The following is a 16,720-nucleotide window of genomic DNA, read 5'->3' on the forward strand; positions in this document are numbered from 1 at the left end:
GGGTGGAGGCGAGGGCCAAGCCGAGCGGGACGGTGACGACGCGTCGGGTGCGGGGGAGGGGGGTGCTCATGTGATCTCCGGTTCGTCTGACCCGCCCGGGGTGCGCGGCCCTCGGCCGTTCCCCCTCGGGGGCGTGCGGAGGTCCTTGACACCGCCACCGCGGAACGCCCGTACGCCGAGGGGGTCCTGGGCGACCCGTCGCGACTTCGAGGTCCTGCACGGTGCGCTGCTGCGGCGGCCGGGTCGTCGTCAGTCACGGGTCATCTCCACCAGGCGGGTGACGGTGTTCCAGTTGCGACTGGTGGCCACGGTGTCCCGCCAGAGCGCGGGCCGGCCGAGCGCCTCGGCGAGCCGGGAGCGACCGAGGCCGTCGGGAACGTACAGGTAGAGCGCCCGATCCCCGATGCGGAACTCGTCCGGGAGGAACGTCGACCGGTCCAGTGCGACGAACCGGGCCGCGTCGACCGGCTCCGAGAGGTAGGTGACGTGCAGTTGGCGACCTTCCAGCCCGGCCGCCGGGAAGGGGCAGTCCTCGACGACGGCGCTGAGGTAGGCGTGGTCGCGGACCAGGACCGGCACGGTGAACCCGAAGTGCTCCTCGATGGCCCGACCGAGTGAGGCGGCCAGGCTCTCGGTGGTGGCCTCGGCGGCGTTCCGCCCGGCTGCGGAGAACACCGCGTTGCCGCTCTGGAGGTGGGTGCGCACGTCCCCGTGGCCGAGCCCTTCGATGAGCCGGCGCAACTCGGCCATGGGAACCTTCCGGTGACCTCCCACGTTGATCCCGCGCAGGAGGGCCGCATACGTCGTCATGCGGCAACCCTAGAGGTCCTCAGGGTCGGTCTCAGGGTCGCCACGGGCCAAGCAGCGCACGGTCGCGGCCGGTTGGGGGACGGCACCACCCCCGAGAACGAGTCCCTGCGCCCCTGAGGGGGCTAGGGGTCTCCCGTACTCCGCCGTGCTGAGGCCCCCCAGATCGTGGGGTGGACAGCAGGGCTCCGCCGTTCACCGGGTAGTACGACGTCAACCCCCCTGTCCCCGCCATAACTTCGTGGGAGGCGGCGGCGCACGGCCCCGCCGCGGACGAGGGGGCACATCCCGACATGGGACACAGAGACGTACGCGTGCGGGGATTCGCCGCGCGGGCCGGCGGATGGAGCGCCCGGCACAGATGGGCGGCCGTCGGCATCTGGGTGCTGTTCGTGGTCCTGTCCATGGCGGCCGGTTCCGCGGCGGGCCGGGTCGAGGTGTCGTCCAGTGACCAGCTGAAGGGCGAGACCAGTCAGGCCGCCCGCATCATCGAGGACGCGGGCATCGAGGAGCCGGCCAGCGAGTCGGTGCTCGTCCAGGCCAAGGCGCCCGGCGGCAAGGCCACCGACGAGGGGTTCCGCGCCGCGGTGGCCCAGGTGATGGCGGCCGTCCGGGCGACCGGCGAGGTCACCGCGGTGACCTCGCCCTACGACACGCAGAGCATCTCCAAGGACGGTCGCACCGCACTCGTCCAGTTCGACATGCGCGGGGAGAGCGAGACGGCCGGCGAGCGGGTCGAACCGGTCCTCAAGGCCGTGGCCGAGGTGCAGAAGGACCACGACGCGCTGCGGATCGAGGAGATCGGCGGCGCCAGCATGAAGAAGACGTTCGACGACGCCTTCGGTGACGACTTCAAGCAGGCCGAGTACTCGGCCGTGCCGGTGGCCCTGGGCATCCTGCTGATCGCGTTCGGCGCGCTGGTCGCCGCGCTGCTGCCGGTCGCGCTCGCCATCACCGCCATCATGGCGACCATGGGGCTGATGGGGGTCGCCAGCCATCTCCAGCCGATGAGCGACACCGCCAACTCGGTGATGCTGCTGGTGGGCCTGGCGGTCGGCGTCGACTACTGCCTGTTCTACCTGCGGCGGGAGCGCGAGGAGCGGGCCGCCGGGCGGGACGCCGCGACGGCGCTGCAGATCGCCGCGGCGACCAGCGGCCGGGCCGTGATCGTCTCCGGTGTGACGGTGTGCGTGGCGATGGCCGGCATGATGTTCACCGGCCTCGCGGACTTCCAGGCGATGGGACTCGCCTCGCTCATGGTCGTCGCGGTCGCGATGGTCGGCTCCGTGACCGTGCTGCCCGCGCTGCTGTCCCTGCTCGGCGAGCGGGTCGAGACGGGCCGCATCCCCTTCCTCCACCCCGACAAGCGGCGCAAGCGGACGGGGCGGTCCGGTGCGGACGCCGAGTCCCGGTTCTGGAAGGCGGTCCTGAAGGTCGTCCTGGCCAAGCCCGGGCTGTCCCTGGTGCTGGCCGGCGGGGCGCTGCTCGCCGTCGCCGCGCCGGCGCTGGGCATGCGCACCCAGGAACTCACCCTGGACCAGGAGTTCGGCGACTCCGTGCCGATCGTCGCCACCTACGACCGGCTGAACGAGGCGTTCCCCGGCGGTTCCGACCCGGCCCAGGTGGTCGTCCGGGCGAAGGACGTCGACGCCCCCGAGGTGAAGGCCGCCCTGGCCGACTTCCAGAAGCGTGTCGTGAGTTCCGGTGCCTCGCGCGGCCCGGTCGACGTCAAGGTCCACGCCGCGGAGAACGTCGCCGTGGTCTCGGTGCCGCTGGTCGGCGGCTCCGACCAGGACCGGGCCGAGCAGAGCCTCGCCGTCATCCGGGACGAGGTGCGGCCCGCCACGCTCGGTGCGGTCGACGGGGTCGAAGCGCCGGTGACGGGTCAGGTCGCCGGGTCCAAGGACTTCAACGACCAGATGACGGGTTCCGTCGCCCCGGTCTTCGCCTTCGTGGTGGTCTTCGCCTTCCTGCTGATGCTGCTGTGCTTCCGTTCGCTGACCATCGCCGTCACCTCGATCGTCCTCAACCTGCTGTCGGTGAGCGCGGCGTACGGCATCCTGGTCGCCGTCTTCCAGCACGGCTGGGGCGCTTCCCTGGTGGGCGCGGAGGGCGTCGGCGCGATCGTCACCTGGCTGCCGCTGTTCCTCTTCGTGATCCTGTTCGGGCTGTCGATGGACTACCACGTGTTCGTGGTCTCCCGGATCCGCGAGGCGAAGACCCTCGGTTACGCCACCCGGGACGCCATCACCCACGGGGTGGTCACCACGGCCGGTGTGGTGACCAGTGCGGCAGTCATCATGGTCGCGGTGTTCGCCATCTTCGGCACGCTGTCGATGCAGTCGATGAAGCAGATGGGCGTGGGTCTCGCGGCGGCCGTGCTGATCGACGCGACGATCATCCGGGGTGTGCTGCTGCCCGCCGTGATGGCTCTGCTGGGGGAGGCCAACTGGTACTTCCCGAAGTGGCTGCGCTGGCTGCCCGACATGACGCACGACGAGACGCCGGAGCCGATCGCGGCGCCCCCGGTGACACGGCCCGGGGCGGCCGGGGCCCTCGACGAGGGGGTGCGGGTACCGGTCTAGCGGACACCGGCCCGGGGGCCGGCGACGGGCCCGGGACCGGCGAGCGGGGGTGCGGGACAGGGCACGGGGCCTGTCCCGCACAGCCGTGTCGGGGCGGGGTCAGCTCGGGCGCACGGCGTCGGGCAGTTCCGCCTCGATCAGGTCGGCCGCGCGGCGCGTCCCGCCCTCGGCGGCCATGCTCCGCTGAATGTCGGCGAGGCGTCGCGCCACCTCCGGGTCGCCCACCAGGTCGAGCACGGCGGACCGCAGGGCGTCGGCCGTGGCCTCCGTCGTGGGGAGGTGCCGGGCCACCCCGAGGCCCTGGAGCACATCGGCGTTGCCGAACTGGTCGACGGCCTGCGGGACGGCGACCATCGGGGTCGCGGTCGCCAGGCCCTCCTGGCTGCCGCCGGCTCCCGCATGGGTGACGAAGGCGTCCGCCTGCCGCAGGATCGCGAGCTGCGGCACCCAGGAGTGGACCTCCACGTTGGCGGGGAGTTCGCCGAGTTCCTCCGGCGTCACGAACCTGCCGATCTGGAGGACCAGGTGCCAACCTGGCAGGTCCCCGAACGCCTTCACGCACTCCCGGTAGAAGTCGGGCTGCTTGGTGAAGGTCGACCCGAGCGACACCAGCACCACCTTCTGGGCACCGGCCGGGCGCTGCCACGTTCCGGCCTCGCCGCGCTGGCCCTGGCAGGCGCCGACGAAGTCGTACCGGGACGTGTCGACCCGGTCCGCGTGCGGCTGGAGGGCGCGCGGAATGAGGACGAGACAGCGGTCGGGCCGCCCGCCGAAGTGCTCCACGGACAGGTCGATGCCGTTCTCCGCGAGCCAGTCGCCGAACGCCTCGTAGTACGCCCTGCCCCGCGGGGTCTGCTTCAGCGGTTCGAACAGGGGGCGGGCCACCTCCTCCTCGTACCCCTCCCAGGCCACCATGCCCGGGGAGAGCTGGACGAGGGGGACGTTCCAGTGGTGGGCGAGGACCCGTGCGGGGTACGAGGTGATGTCCTGGAGCACGAGGTCCGGCTCGTCCCCCTGGTAGGCCGCGCGGAGTTGGGGCAGTGCCTGGCGGGCGTCCTCGAAGAACGGCGCGAGGTTGTCGATCAGTTCGGTTCCCCAGGCGTCCGGATCGTCGTCGGTGGGCAGGGTCGAGGTCCAGAGCTTGGGCTCCGCGCCGACCTCGGCGACCTTGTCCGCGAAGGCGGGCGGGATGGCGTAGGTGACCCGGTGACCGCGGGCCACCAACTCCCTGATCACTTCGAGGCTGGGGTTCACATGGCCGTGGGCGGCGATGGAGAACATGGCGATGTGGGCACGGCGGGGGGTGGTCATGACGCCACCATAGACGAGACGATACGTCTCGTGCAACTAGATTCCCCCCTCGCCGCCCTGCACCGGGCCCGTGCGTCCCTCTGACCGGGCAGGATGCGACACTGACGCGCGACGGGACCCCCCACCGGGACGGCGGGCGGACCGGAGTGTGCGGCGGGATCGGCGGAGGGCTGGGGATGGACGAGGCACGGGCGCGCGGGGTCCTGGACGCTGCACGGCTGCCGTTCGCGGGAACGAGCACCCCGGCGGGGGCGGACGCGGAACTGCTGGCCCTCGGGGAGAACGCCGTGTTCGCGGTGGGCGACCTGGTGGTGAAGGTCGGCCGCGGCCCGGAGGTGCTGGAACGGGCCCGGCGGGAGTTGGCCGTCGCCGCCTGGCTGGCCTCGGCGGGCGTTCCCGCGGTCCGCGCCGCGCAGGCGGACGCCCGGTTGGTGGAGGGCCACCCGGTGACGGTGTGGCACCGACTGCCGGAGGCGGTCCGCCCGGCTCGCGGCGAGGACCTGGCGGTCCTGCTGCGCGGAGTGCACGCCCTTTCCGCGCCGGACGTGCCGCTGCCCCGGCGCGACCTCCTCGGCGGGGTGGAGCGTTGGCTACGGCTCGCCGGTGACGCGATCGACCCGGCCGACGCCGCCTTCCTCCGGGAGCGCCGCGACGGCTTCGCCTCCGCCGCCGCGGCCCTCACCCCCCGACTCGCCCCCGGGCCGATCCATGGCGACGCCCTCCCCCGCAACGTCCACGTCGGACCCGACGGGCCGGTGCTGGTCGATCTGGAGACCTTCTCCTGCGACCTCCGTGAGCACGACCTGGTCGTCATGGCGCTGTCGCACGACCGGTACGGCCTGTCCGCACAGGCGTACGCCGCCTTCACCGACGCGTACGGCTGGGACGTGCGGTCCTGGGACGGCTGCGCGGTCCTCCGGGGCGCCCGGGAGACCGCGAGCTGCGCCTGGGTGGCGCAGCACGCCCCGGGCAACCCGCAGGCGCTCGTGGAGTTCCGTCGTCGGGTGGCCTCGCTCCGGGACGGCGACGCGACGGTCCGCTGGCACCCGTTCTGACGGGCCGTACGGCTCCGGCGGGTCGGCGGCGGACGTCAGGCCGGCGCCAGGCGCCACAGCGAGGTGACCTCCGCCGCACGCGCGACGTGCAGCGGATCGGCGGTGTCCCGGGCCCGCGGGTGCCGCGGCTCGGTGTCGAGCCTGTCCACCACGCGCAGGCCCGCCGCCGCCACGTCGGCCAGCAACGCGCCGCGCGTGCGCAGCCCCAGGTGTTCGGCCAGGTCCGACAGGACCAGCCAGCCCTCGCCGCCCGGCCGCAGGTGCGCGGTCAGTCCGTACAGGAAGTCGCGGAGCATCCGGCCGCCGGGATCGTAGACGCCCTGCTCCAGCACCGAGGTGGGCCGGGCCGGAACCCAGGGCGGGTTGCAGACGACGAGGTCCGCGCGGCCGTCGGGGAAGAGGGCGGGGCCCATGACGTCGACGTGCCCGGCGGGGTGCAGTCGGCGCAGGTTCTCCCGGGCGCAGTCCAGGGCGCGCGGGCTGACGTCGGTGGCCACGACGCGGTCGACGCCCCGGCCGGCGAGGACGGCGGCGAGCACGCCCGTTCCGGTACCGAGGTCGAAGGCGGTCCGGCGGCCCGTCCGCGGGGGGAGCGGGGCACGGGCGACCAGCTCGACGTACTCGCCCCGGACCGGGGAGAAGACGCCGTAGTGCGGATGGATGCGCGCGCCCAGCGCCGGCACCTGCACTCCCTCGGTGCGCCACTGGTGCGCTCCGATCACCCCCAGCAGTTCGATGAAGGAGACCGCCATCGGCTCGGACCGCCGGCCGTACGCCTCGGTGCACGCCCGGCGCACATCGGGAGCCCTGGGCAGTCGGAGTCCGTGTTCGCCCTCCAGGAGGACGAGCAGGCGACCCCGTACCCGGGCGCGGTGGTTGCGGAACCGGCGGTACAGGTGGAAGGACTCCGCCGGGCCGTCGCCCGGCCGGGGAGGCTTGCGGTCGACCCGGCGGCTCATCGCCCGGAGGAGCTGCTGTGCGTGGGGGTAGTCACCCCGCCACAGCAGGGCGGTCCCCTCGCAGGCCAGTCGGTGTGCGGTGGCGGCCGTCAGCCGGTCGTCGACGGCGATGACGCGCCGCGGTGGCGGGGTGGCGTTCTCGGAATGCCAGGGGGCGCTGCGGGGTGCGGGCGCGCCGGGCTCGGTCCAGTGGATCGTGGACACCACGAACTCCTCGTGATCGAACGTGCGGGGGCACGAAGAGCGCTTCGACGAGGAGCGGGAGCATGCGCGAACCACGGCCCGCGCCATGGCGCGGGCCCAGGTGTGAGGGCTGGTGGGGCTACCGCTCCCGCGTCGAGGCGCGGGGGGTGCGATCGATGAGGACCATGCCGAGCGTCACGGTGAGCCCTTTCGTCTTCGTCGGAGGATTCGTCAGAGGAGGGGAACGAGCCTGGCACAGGGGCTCCGGCGGGGGCAAACCGCCCCGGTCCGCGGCCCGTCGGTGCCTTCCGGAGCTGCTCGCGGTGCGCCGGTGGGCGCCGCGCGCCTAGACGACGCCGGGTGCCTCGTCGACCAGGTCCCGCAGCGGCCAGATCGGATCGATGAACGCCGCCCGGTCGCCCTTGCGCCGGAGGAAGTCCTGGAAGTCGGCGGCCCATTCCGCGTACCACTGGATCTGTCGGCCGTGCAGTTCCGCCGGGGCCAGCTCCGCGACCTTGGGGTGCCGGACCGCGATCGCCCGGGCCAGCCGGGCGGCGGCCAGGGCGTCGGCGCCGGCCTCGTGGGCCGTGTCGAGCGCAACGCCGTACTCGGCGCAGACGGCCTCCAGGTTCCGCTTGCCCCGGCGGTAGCGGTCGACGGTCCGGTCGATGGCGTACGGGTCGATCACCGGGGCGGGATCGCGGTCGCCGAGCCTGCTGCGCAGGGAGGGCAGGCCGTACCGGTGCAGTTCGGCGGAGAGCAGGGTGAGGTCGAACGCCGCGTTGTAGGCGACGACCGGCACGCCCGTCTGCCAGTACCCGGCGAGGACGTCGGCGATGGCGTCGGCGACCTGGTCGGCGGGCCGGCCCTCGGTCGCCGCCCGCTCCTGCGTTATCCCGTGCACGGCGACGGCTTCCGCCGGTATCGGTACGCCGGGATCGGCCAACCACTCGCGACGTCCGAGTGCCCGGCCCTCCTTCACCTCGATCACCGCCGCCGTGACGATGCGCGAGGTGCGCGGGTCCGTCCCGGTCGTCTCCAGGTCGAAGCCGATCAGTAGCCCTTGGTGCCAGCTCATGGGACCCCCTCCTTCGTGGTGCTTTCCCCCAGTGGCCTCACCCTCGCACGGGCCACTGACAACCAGGTGCCCAGGTCGGGGTCCCGACAGTCAGGAGACCGGCCGGGAGTCGGTCCACGCCAGGTCGAACTCCTCGCGGTACGTCTCGAACAGAGAGCCTTCGTCCGATTCATCCGGCTTCAGTAGGCGACCGCCGCCCCGGAGGACGAGCACCGGCGCCTCCATGCCGCGGGCCCGCCGCAGATAGCTCTGCACGACCCCGACGCCGTCCGCGCCGTCACCGTTCACCAGATAGGACGTGAACCGCGGGGTCTCGTCGAAGACCTGGATCTCGAAGGCCCCCGGGTCCCGCAGCCGGGACCGCACGCGGCGCATGTGCAGGATGTTCATCTCCACGGAGCGGCTGAGCTCGCCCCGCTTGAGTCCCAGCTCCCGTTCACGGCGCTTGATGGCGCTGGAGGCGGGGTTCAGGAAGAGCAGCCGCACCCGGCACCCCGACTCGGCGAGCCGCACCAGCCGCCGTCCGGAGAAGTTCTGCACCAACAGGTTGAGCCCGATGCCTATCGCGTCCAGACGGCGGGCACCGCCGAAGATGTCCTCGGCGGGGAACCGGCGCAGCAGTCGCACCCGGTCCGAGTGGACCGCGACCACGTCCGCGTAGCGGTCGCCGACGAGGTCCTCGACGGCGTCCACCGGCAGCCGGTGGCGGGAGGGGGTGTCGGCGCCCGCGCCGAGCATCTCCAGGAGGCGCGCCGAGGCGCGCTCGGCCTGGGCGAGGACCGCCTCCGACAGGGCCCGGTTGCGGGAGACCACGTTGCGGGTGACCTCCAGCTCGTCGAGGGCGAGTTCGACGTCGCGGCGGTCGTCGAAGTACGGCTCGAAGCAGGGCCAGTGCTGGACCATCAGCTCGCGTAGCTGCGGAAGCGTAAGAAAGCTCAGCACATTGTCGTCGGCGGGGTCCAGCAGATAGCCCTTGCGGCGGCTGACCTCCCGTACGGCGACGGCGCGCTGCACCCACTCCTGGCCGGCGGGCCCGGCTGCGGCGACGACCCAGTCGTCCCCGTGCACGGGCTCGTAGACGGGGCGCAGCACGGCGGCCACGACCGCGCGCAGCCGCTGTTCCACCAGGTTCAACCAGATGTAGGCCCGCCCCGCGCGCTGGGCGCGGGTGCGGACCTCGCTCCACTGCTCGGCGCCCCAGTCCAGTTCGGGTCCGATCTGTGATCCCGTCTCCATCGGACGGGCCAGGGACACCGCTCCGGGTGGGACCTCTGCGGAGCCCTCCTGTTGACCGCCGTCTCCAGGAGGCAGCTCCCGCCCGCCCGAGCTCACCTGCCGCACCGCCTTCCGCACCCCTTGTGACCCCCCTGGTCAACGATCAAGGAAGGGTACTCCGGGAGCGGTCGGCGGTGCAGCCCGATGGGAAGGGTGGTGGATTCCCGTGCGGACGGGTTGACGGCTAGGGGAGCGGGCCGACGTTGCCGTTGCGGTTCTTGAGGTCGTCCGGGGTGAGCGGGTTCATGGCGGTCACGTCACGCGGCGCGAGCGAGAAGCCCTGCCAGTGGACCGGCATGGGCTCCTGGTCCTCGTCCCTGGCTATGTGGTGGAAGCCGATGTTGACCCAGGTGACGGGGTTCTTGAGGGCCTGACCGTTGGTCCACTTGTCGACGCTGTTGGGCGTGCCGGTCGGGCAGCTCGGGTTGCCGCTCGCGTACTTCTCGCACTTCTTGTACTCCGTGAAGTACACGTCGTGCTTGGTGAACGACCGGCCGGGGAACTTGTCGGTGCGGCCCGGCACGATCTCGTAGCTGCGCGGGTGGCCGTCCTTGTTCTTGCCGGTGGTGCTGACCAGCCGCCACCAGCGCATGCTCTTGGCGTCACCGGCGAGTTCCTTGGTGACGGCGGTGCGCTTGGTCTTGGTGACCGGGCTGCGACCGCCGCTCGCCGGGGTCACCGTGGAGTCGTACTGCTCGACCTTGTTCTTGGTGTTGCCGTCGAGCGCGCTGTCGATGCGCCAGAACACGTTGTGGTTGTGGTTCTCGGCGTACGCGGAGGCGTTCTTGCCGATGGGCCAGCCCTGGCTGTCGCCCCCGTCGTAGTCGAACGGGGAGAGCATGCCGGTGGCGCCGACGTTGGAGGAGATGGTGCCGTCGGAGGAGAAGCGCCACTCGGTGATGTACTCGTACCAGGACGCCTTGTTGATCGAGTAGACCAGCAGGTCCTTGCCCTGGGCCTGCCAGACCTTGCTGCCCGAGTCGTTGGCGAGGCGGTAGGCGTGGCCCCGGGCGCGAGTGGTGGTGCACAGGCCCTTGACGTCGCCGCGGTCGGGGACCTTGACGGTGCGGATGGTGCCGCCGGGGCACTCGCCGGTCTTGAGGTTCTGGAGGTCGTAACCGAAGGTCGTGGCGGTCACGTCCTCGTACTCGGTCTTGCCGTCGTCGTACGGCACGTGGATCTGGGCGAGCCGGGCGCTGTTGAGCACCCGGATGGGACGCGCCTCGCCCTTGGGCTGGTACGTGACCTTGTCCAGGACGACGCCGGCCAGCGGGTCGTAGCGCCAGCACATGCGCCAGGTGGTGCCGCCGTCGAGCTTCTGCTCGATGCGGTAGGCGGCGCTACAGTCGGCGGCCGGAGCCGGTGCGTTGCGCGGTGCCTGCGGGGCGGCCTGGGCGGTGCCCGCGGTGGCGCTGCCCATGAGCGCGGTCACGGCGAGGGCCAGTCCGGCGCCCTTCTGGGCACGCGAGATTCTGTGGTCGAGCATCGGGAAGAAACTCCTCGTCGAGAGGGAGGCAGGAAGAGGGTCAGCCGAGGCGGCCGACGGTGCGCGCGCTCAGGTTGACGACGCTCGCGCGGGTGTCGAACCAGGGCCCGTCCTTGACCTTGAAGACGACGCTGATGCAGCGGTCCTTGCCGCAGTCCTTCAGTACGGCCGGGACCTTCATCGTGGTCTGCTTCGTGAAGATCATGCCGCTGAGTTCGGCCTGGCCGGGCTCGGTCAGTTCCTTGCCGGTGGCGTGGCGGAAGTCCTTCTTCAGGTCCTTGCCGAGCGGGTGGGCGATCAGCACGCGTGCCGCCTCCGCCAGCTCGTCCCGGCTCGGCGGCGGCTGCGCGCCCTTCGCGGTGACGGTGTCCACGACCTTGCCGGAGGACAGGTCCACCGTCTTGGTGACGGTGGCTTCCTTCTCGTAGTCGTAGAACACGACCTCGGCCCTGCGCTTGCTCTCGGTGGCCGGTGCGTTCGGGTCGGGCTCCTGGAGGTTGGTGTACAGGTGCTCCGGTCCCTTGGCCCCCTCGACGTTGCGGGCGGACCGCTGGAGGTCGCCGGTCGCGGCGAGCTGCTCGGCCTGCTTGAGCTCGTCGTCGGTCAGCGGGTCGCTGCCGATGCCCTTCTCCCCCTCGGCGGGAGCCGGCACCACGTCGGCGGGCGGCGGGGGCGTCGTGCTCCCCGAGTCCGCCGGCGCCTGCGAGCCGTCCGCCGCCCCGTTGCGGTCCCCGTTCGCCGCCGCGTCGGCGCCGCCGTCCTGACCCGATGCCCGGCCCTGCTCCTGGCTCTGGGCGGGACGGTCGTCGGCCGCCTCGTCCGCGCCGGCCATTCCGGGAAGGGTGACGGCCACCATCACGGCCGTCCCCGCGACGGCGATCGCTCCGCCCGCCATGACCTTCCCGACGTGGCGTCTCACCAATTGACGCACTGTTTCCCCCAACTCCCCCGTGTGTGAACCCGTCTGTCGACCGGGTTTGCGGTCACCCGGTAGGACGGACCGGGGTCCTAGGAGGTTGCCTGGATCTCGGGAAGACTCTGCCCCCGGTGGCCCCGAGGACGAAGGGCCAGGAACCAGGAAGGGGAAGAGGCTCCCCCATGCAGGTCTGGCCCGGACAGGCGTATCCGCTGGGTGCCGCGTACGACGGCGCCGGCACGAACTTCGCGGTCTTCTCGGAGGCCGCGCACCGCATCGAACTGTGCCTGCTGCACGACGACGGTTCCGAGACGGCGGTGGAGCTGCGCGAGACCGATGCGTTCGTGCGCCACGCCTACCTGCCCGGAGTGATGCCGGGACAGCGCTACGGGTTCCGCGCGCACGGCCCCTACGCACCCGAACGGGGGGTGCGCTGCAACCCGGCGAAGCTGCTCCTCGACCCGTACGCGCGGGCGGTGAGCGGGGCGGTCGACTGGGGCGAGGAGGTATACGGCTACCGCTTCGGGGCGCCGGACCGGCGCAACGACCTCGATTCGGCCCGGCACACGATGGCCTCGGTGGTGGTGAACCCCTACTTCGACTGGGGGGACGACCGTCCGCCCCGTACGGAGTACCACCGCACGGTCATCTACGAGGCCCATGTGAAGGGCCTGACGATGAGCCATCCGGCCCTGCCGGACGAGCTGCGCGGGACGTACGCGGCGCTGGCCCACCCGGCGGTCCTGGAGCACCTGACCGAGCTGGGGGTGACCGCACTGGAGCTGATGCCGGTGCACCAGTTCGTCAACGACCACCGGCTCGTCGACATGGGTCTGGGCAACTACTGGGGCTACAACACCATCGGCTTCTTCGCCCCCCACAACGCCTACGCCTCCTGGGGGGACCGGGGCCAGCAGGTGCTGGAGTTCAAATCGGCGGTGCGGGCCCTGCACGGGGCGGGGATCGAGGTGATCCTGGACGTGGTCTACAACCACACGGCGGAGGGCAACCACCTCGGCCCGACGCTCTCCTTCCGCGGCCTCGACAACGCGTCCTACTACCGTCTCGGTGAGAGCCGGCGCCACTACACCGACACCACGGGCACCGGGAACTCGCTGCTGATGCGCTCCCCGCACGTCCTCCAGCTGATCATGGACTCGCTGCGGTACTGGGTCACCGAGATGCACGTCGACGGCTTCCGCTTCGACCTGGCCGCGACGCTGGCCCGACAGTTCCACGAGGTGGACCGGTTGTCGTCCTTCTTCGACCTGGTCCAACAGGACCCGGTGGTCTCCCGGGCGAAGCTGATCGCCGAACCCTGGGACCTGGGCGAGGGCGGCTACCAGGTCGGCAAGTTCCCCCCGCTGTGGACGGAGTGGAACGGCAAGTACCGCGACACGGTGCGCGACCTGTGGCGCGGCGAGCCGCGGCGGCTCGCCGAGTTCGCGTCGCGGCTGACCGGCTCCTCCGACCTCTACCAGGACGACGGCCGCCGACCGCTGGCCTCCATCAACTTCGTCACCTGCCACGACGGCTTCACCCTGCGCGACCTGGTCTCGTACGACGAGAAGCACAACGAGGACAACGGCGAGGACAACCGCGACGGCGAGAACCACAACCGTTCCTGGAACTGCGGGGCGGAGGGCGAGAGTGACGACCCGGGGGTGCGCGCCCTGCGGGAACGGCAGATGCGCAACCTGGTCGCCACCCTGATGCTGTCCCAGGGCGTGCCGATGCTCAGCCACGGCGACGAGTTCGCCCGGACCCAGCGGGGCAACAACAACGCCTACTGCCAGGACGGCGAGCTTTCCTGGGTGCGGTGGCCCGCCGGCACCGGCGGGGAAGGGGACCCGGAGGACGAGCTCGCCGCCCGTCAGCTCGCCTTCACCCGGGCCATGGTGTGGCTGCGGCGCGACCATCCGGTCTTCCGCAGACGACGGTTCTTCCGCGGGCGCCCGGCCCCGGACGCCCGCGACGAGTTGTCGGACCTGGTCTGGTTCACCCCGGAGGGTGAGGTGATGCGCCAGCGCGACTGGAGCGCGGCCCAGGCCCGTGCGTTGAGCGTGTTCCTGAACGGCGACGCGATCTCCGAGCCCGGCCCCCGGGGGGAACCCGTCCGTGACGATTCGTTCCTGCTGATGTTCAACGCCTCCCCCGAACCCCTGGACTTCGTGGTCCCGTCCGACCACGGACACCGGTGGCGCACCGTGGTCGACACCGCCCACCCGTCGGGCGTCCCCCCGCGGGGCGCGGACGGGGTCAAGGCCGGGGACCGGCTGACCCTGCTGGACCGGAGCCTGGTGGTGCTCCAGCGGGCCGTCTGACCCGGCCCCGCCCGCGCCGGGACCGCGGACCGGACGGCGTACCGCTGCGCCACCTGACCGGCCGGGGTGACAGGGAGCCCGCCCGGGCGGGTACGTACGTCCCCATGACGCCTCAGCCCGACGAGCCCCGTGTCCCCGCACCGCCGACCGCCACGTACCGCCTCCAGCTCCAGCCCTCGTTCCCGTTCGCCGCGGCCGAGGCCGCCGTGCCCCATCTGGCCGCGCTCGGCGTCTCCCACCTGCACCTGTCCCCGGTCCTGGAGGCCGTGCCGGGGTCCACCCACGGGTACGACGTCGTGGACCACGGGCGCGTGCGCGACGAACTGGGCGGCGAGGACGGGCTGCGGAAGCTGGCGCACACCGCACGGGGGCACGGGCTGGGGCTGGTCGCCGACATCGTGCCCAACCACATGGCGGCGCTCCCCCGGCTGAACCGGCCGCTGTGGGAGACCCTGCGCGACGGCCCGGCGTCCCCCTTCGCCGGCTGGTTCGACATCGACTGGGAGGCCCAGGACGGACGCGTGCTCCTCCCGGTGCTGGGCCGCAGGATCGGTGACGAGCTGGACTCGCTCCACGTCGACGGGGGCGTCCTGCGCTACCACGAGCACGCCTTCCCGTTGCGCCCCGGCACCGAGGGACTGCCGCTGGAGCGGCTGTTGGACGCCCAGTGGTACCGGCTCGGGTGGTGGCGGCTGGCCCGCACCGAACTGAACTACCGCCGCTTCTTCACCGTCGCGGACCTGATCGCGGTCCGGGTCGAGGACCCCGAGGTGTTCCGCGCGACCCACGCCAAGGTGCTCGACCTGGTCCGCGAAGGGGTGCTGGAGGGCCTGCGCGTCGACCACCCGGACGGGCTCGCCGACCCCGGAACGTACCTGGGCCGGCTGCACGAGGCGACCGCGGGACGGTGGACGGTCGTGGAGAAGATCCTCACCGCGGGCGAGCGGCTGCCGGCGTCCTGGCCGGTCGCCGGGACCACCGGGTACGACTCGCTGCGGCAGGTGGACGGCCTGTTCACCGACCCGGCCGGGTCCCGGGAACTCCTGCGCCAGTACCGCAGGTTCGTCGCGCCGCCGGCCGACCGGGGCGGCCACTGGGAGGACACCGTCCGCAGGGCCGCCCACCGGGTGGTCAGCCGGGAGCTGGCCACCGAGGTGGAGCGCCTCACCCGCGCCTGCGCCCGGCTGTGCGCGGCGGACCCGGTGCTGCGCGACCACGCCCCGTGGGCCCTGCGCACGGCGATCCGGGAACTGTTGGTCCGGCTGCGCGCGTACCGGCCCTACGGGGGCGCGGACCTGGCGCGGGTGCTGTCCGAGGAGTCCGTGCGGGAGGCCAGGGCGGCGTTCGCGGTGCCTCAGGAGGCGGCGGCCGTGGACGCCGTGCGGTCCCTGCTGGCGGGTGGGCCCGACGACAACACCCCCGAGCGGCCCGAACGGCCGGCGGGCGCCGAGCAGTCCGAACGGTCGGCGTTCCGGGCGAGGTTCGCGCAGACCGCGTCCGCGCTGCACGCCAAGTCGGTCGAGGACACCGCCTTCTACCGGTTCGCCGCCCTGCTGTCGGCCACCGAGGTGGGGGGCGCCCCGGACACGCCCGCACTGCCGGTCGGCGCCTTCCACGCGCACGCCGCCCGCCTGCAACGCGACTGGCCCCTCACCGGGACGGTGCTGTCCACCCACGACACCAAGCGGAGCGCGGACGTCCGGCTCCGGATCGCGGCCCTGACCGAGCGCCCGGAACGGTGGGCGGACCTGCTCGCCGAGCTGACGGAACACTCCACGCGCCCCCCGGGCCGCCCGGCGCCCGACCCTCAGGTCGCATGGGTGGCGTGGCAGTCGGCCGTCGGGCTCGGCTTCCCCAGCGACGGCCGCCTGGCGGGGGCCGTGCTCAAACACGTGCGCGAGGCGGGGCTGCACACCTCGTGGACGGAGCCGGACCCGGTCTACGAGCGGGCGGTGGAGGACTTCGTGGCGGCGGGGCCCGGCGGCGGGGCGCCCGAACGGGTCACCGCCCTGCTGACCGAGCTGGCGCCGCAGGTACGCGTCAACGTCCTGGGCGCCGCGCTGCTGCACCTGACCATGCCGGGCGTACCGGACCTCTACCAGGGCACCGAACGGGAGTACCTGGCCCTGGTCGACCCCGACAACCGGAACCCGGCGCACTTCGCGCCGGCCGAACTGCCGGCGGTCGGCGCCGGGGTGGTCGGGCCCGGACTGTCCGCCGAGAAGGCCTCCCTGACGGCGACGGCACTGCGGCTGCGCCGACGGCACCCGGACGCCTTCGGCGAGGGGGCCTCGTACACGCCCCTGCACGCCACGGGGGACGCCGCGGAGCACTGGGTCGCCTTCGTGCGCTCCGGGGGCGCCCAGCAGGTGCTGGTGGCCGTCACCCGGCTGTCCGCACGGCTCGCCGGAGCGGGTGGCTGGGGCGCCAGCGAGGTGGCGCTCCCGGGCGGCGCCTGGCGCGATCTGCTGGTTCCGGGGCGCGAGTTCACCGGGACCGTCCCGGTGGCGGCCCTGCTGTCGGAACTACCGGTGGCCCTGCTCGCCCGCGGGACGGACCCCGCCGTCTGACGGCCCGCCCGCCCGGTGACGGGGCCGTGCGGGCACGCCCCCTCCGTACGGCGGGACTACGCCCAACCGCGGAGCACGCCCGTACGGTCGAAGGAGTGCATTGACCGGTCGCCCGCCCCGACTCCTTGACAGCGGACGGGACCCGTGGACTACTGCGCATGCGTCGGCAGG

At 72.7% G+C, this 16,720-nt stretch carries 11 protein-coding genes; 4 read left to right on the forward strand and 7 right to left on the reverse strand.

Annotation, left to right across the window (positions count from 1 at the left end):
- Nucleotides 1-249 precede the first annotated feature (249 nt).
- Nucleotides 250-810, reverse strand: coding sequence for a DUF1697 domain-containing protein (locus ACFWIA_RS25790; RefSeq protein WP_387008988.1), 561 nt, complete (start codon nucleotides 808-810; stop codon nucleotides 250-252).
- A 290-nt stretch (nucleotides 811-1,100) separates the two neighbouring features.
- Between ACFWIA_RS25790 and ACFWIA_RS25795 the strand changes: the two genes are divergently transcribed.
- Nucleotides 1,101-3,392 carry an MMPL family transporter gene (locus ACFWIA_RS25795; protein WP_387008990.1) on the forward strand — a complete coding sequence of 764 codons (2,292 nt, stop codon included), beginning with the start codon at nucleotides 1,101-1,103 and terminating at the stop codon, nucleotides 3,390-3,392.
- A gap of 99 nt (nucleotides 3,393-3,491) precedes the next feature.
- Here the strand turns inward: ACFWIA_RS25795 and mgt are convergent, their stop codons facing one another.
- Nucleotides 3,492-4,703 carry a macrolide-inactivating glycosyltransferase gene (gene mgt / locus ACFWIA_RS25800; protein ID WP_387008992.1) on the reverse strand — a complete coding sequence of 404 codons (1,212 nt, stop codon included), beginning with the start codon at nucleotides 4,701-4,703 and terminating at the stop codon, nucleotides 3,492-3,494.
- A 176-nt stretch (nucleotides 4,704-4,879) separates the two neighbouring features.
- Here mgt and ACFWIA_RS25805 point away from each other — a divergent pair, with 176 nt between their 5' ends.
- Nucleotides 4,880-5,758, forward strand: a complete 879-nt coding sequence (locus ACFWIA_RS25805) for a phosphotransferase enzyme family protein (protein ID WP_387008993.1) — start codon at nucleotides 4,880-4,882, stop codon at nucleotides 5,756-5,758.
- A 35-nt stretch (nucleotides 5,759-5,793) separates the two neighbouring features.
- Here ACFWIA_RS25805 and ACFWIA_RS25810 read toward each other — a convergent pair whose 3' ends face one another.
- The 5 genes from ACFWIA_RS25810 to ACFWIA_RS25830 form a co-directional block, all read right to left on the reverse strand.
- Nucleotides 5,794-6,921 carry a methyltransferase gene (locus ACFWIA_RS25810; protein ID WP_387008995.1) on the reverse strand — a complete coding sequence of 376 codons (1,128 nt, stop codon included), beginning with the start codon at nucleotides 6,919-6,921 and terminating at the stop codon, nucleotides 5,794-5,796.
- Between the two features lie 325 nt (nucleotides 6,922-7,246).
- Entirely contained in the window at nucleotides 7,247-7,978 is a 732-nt protein-coding gene (locus tag ACFWIA_RS25815; RefSeq protein ID WP_387008997.1) for a 3'-5' exonuclease, read from the reverse strand.
- 90 nt (nucleotides 7,979-8,068) lie between these two features.
- Nucleotides 8,069-9,310, reverse strand: coding sequence for an SAV2148 family HEPN domain-containing protein (locus tag ACFWIA_RS25820; RefSeq protein WP_387009079.1), 1,242 nt, complete (start codon nucleotides 9,308-9,310; stop codon nucleotides 8,069-8,071).
- Nucleotides 9,311-9,437: 127 nt separating this feature from the next.
- Entirely contained in the window at nucleotides 9,438-10,739 is a 1,302-nt protein-coding gene (locus ACFWIA_RS25825) for a copper amine oxidase (protein ID WP_387008999.1), read from the reverse strand.
- A 40-nt stretch (nucleotides 10,740-10,779) separates the two neighbouring features.
- Nucleotides 10,780-11,658 carry a Tat pathway signal sequence domain protein gene (locus ACFWIA_RS25830; protein ID WP_387009080.1) on the reverse strand — a complete coding sequence of 293 codons (879 nt, stop codon included), beginning with the start codon at nucleotides 11,656-11,658 and terminating at the stop codon, nucleotides 10,780-10,782.
- 179 nt (nucleotides 11,659-11,837) lie between these two features.
- Here ACFWIA_RS25830 and glgX point away from each other — a divergent pair, with 179 nt between their 5' ends.
- Together glgX and treY are read left to right on the forward strand one after the other, a co-directional pair.
- A complete protein-coding gene (gene glgX / locus ACFWIA_RS25835) occupies nucleotides 11,838-13,979 on the forward strand; it encodes a glycogen debranching protein GlgX (protein ID WP_387009001.1) in 2,142 nt (713 codons plus the stop codon).
- 104 nt (nucleotides 13,980-14,083) lie between these two features.
- The gene (gene treY / locus ACFWIA_RS25840; protein ID WP_387009003.1) at nucleotides 14,084-16,549 is read left to right on the forward strand and encodes a malto-oligosyltrehalose synthase; all 2,466 of its coding nucleotides are present in this window, start codon (nucleotides 14,084-14,086) and stop codon (nucleotides 16,547-16,549) included.
- The last annotated feature ends 171 nt before the right edge of the window (nucleotides 16,550-16,720 follow it).

The sequence above is a fragment of the Streptomyces sp. NPDC127068 genome, from assembly GCF_042724695.1.
Taxonomy (GTDB): domain Bacteria; phylum Actinomycetota; class Actinomycetes; order Streptomycetales; family Streptomycetaceae; genus Streptomyces.

Coding starts and splice junctions, on each gene's coding strand:
- ACFWIA_RS25790 (WP_387008988.1), bottom strand. CDS start 810: ATGACGACGTATGCGGCCCTCCTGCGCGGGATCAACGTGGGAGGTCAC.
- ACFWIA_RS25815 (WP_387008997.1), bottom strand. CDS start 7,978: ATGAGCTGGCACCAAGGGCTACTGATCGGCTTCGACCTGGAGACGACC.
- treY (WP_387009003.1), top strand. CDS start 14,084: ATGACGCCTCAGCCCGACGAGCCCCGTGTCCCCGCACCGCCGACCGCC.
- mgt (WP_387008992.1), bottom strand. CDS start 4,703: ATGACCACCCCCCGCCGTGCCCACATCGCCATGTTCTCCATCGCCGCC.
- glgX (WP_387009001.1), top strand. CDS start 11,838: ATGCAGGTCTGGCCCGGACAGGCGTATCCGCTGGGTGCCGCGTACGAC.
- ACFWIA_RS25805 (WP_387008993.1), top strand. CDS start 4,880: ATGGACGAGGCACGGGCGCGCGGGGTCCTGGACGCTGCACGGCTGCCG.
- ACFWIA_RS25795 (WP_387008990.1), top strand. CDS start 1,101: ATGGGACACAGAGACGTACGCGTGCGGGGATTCGCCGCGCGGGCCGGC.
- ACFWIA_RS25825 (WP_387008999.1), bottom strand. CDS start 10,739: ATGCTCGACCACAGAATCTCGCGTGCCCAGAAGGGCGCCGGACTGGCC.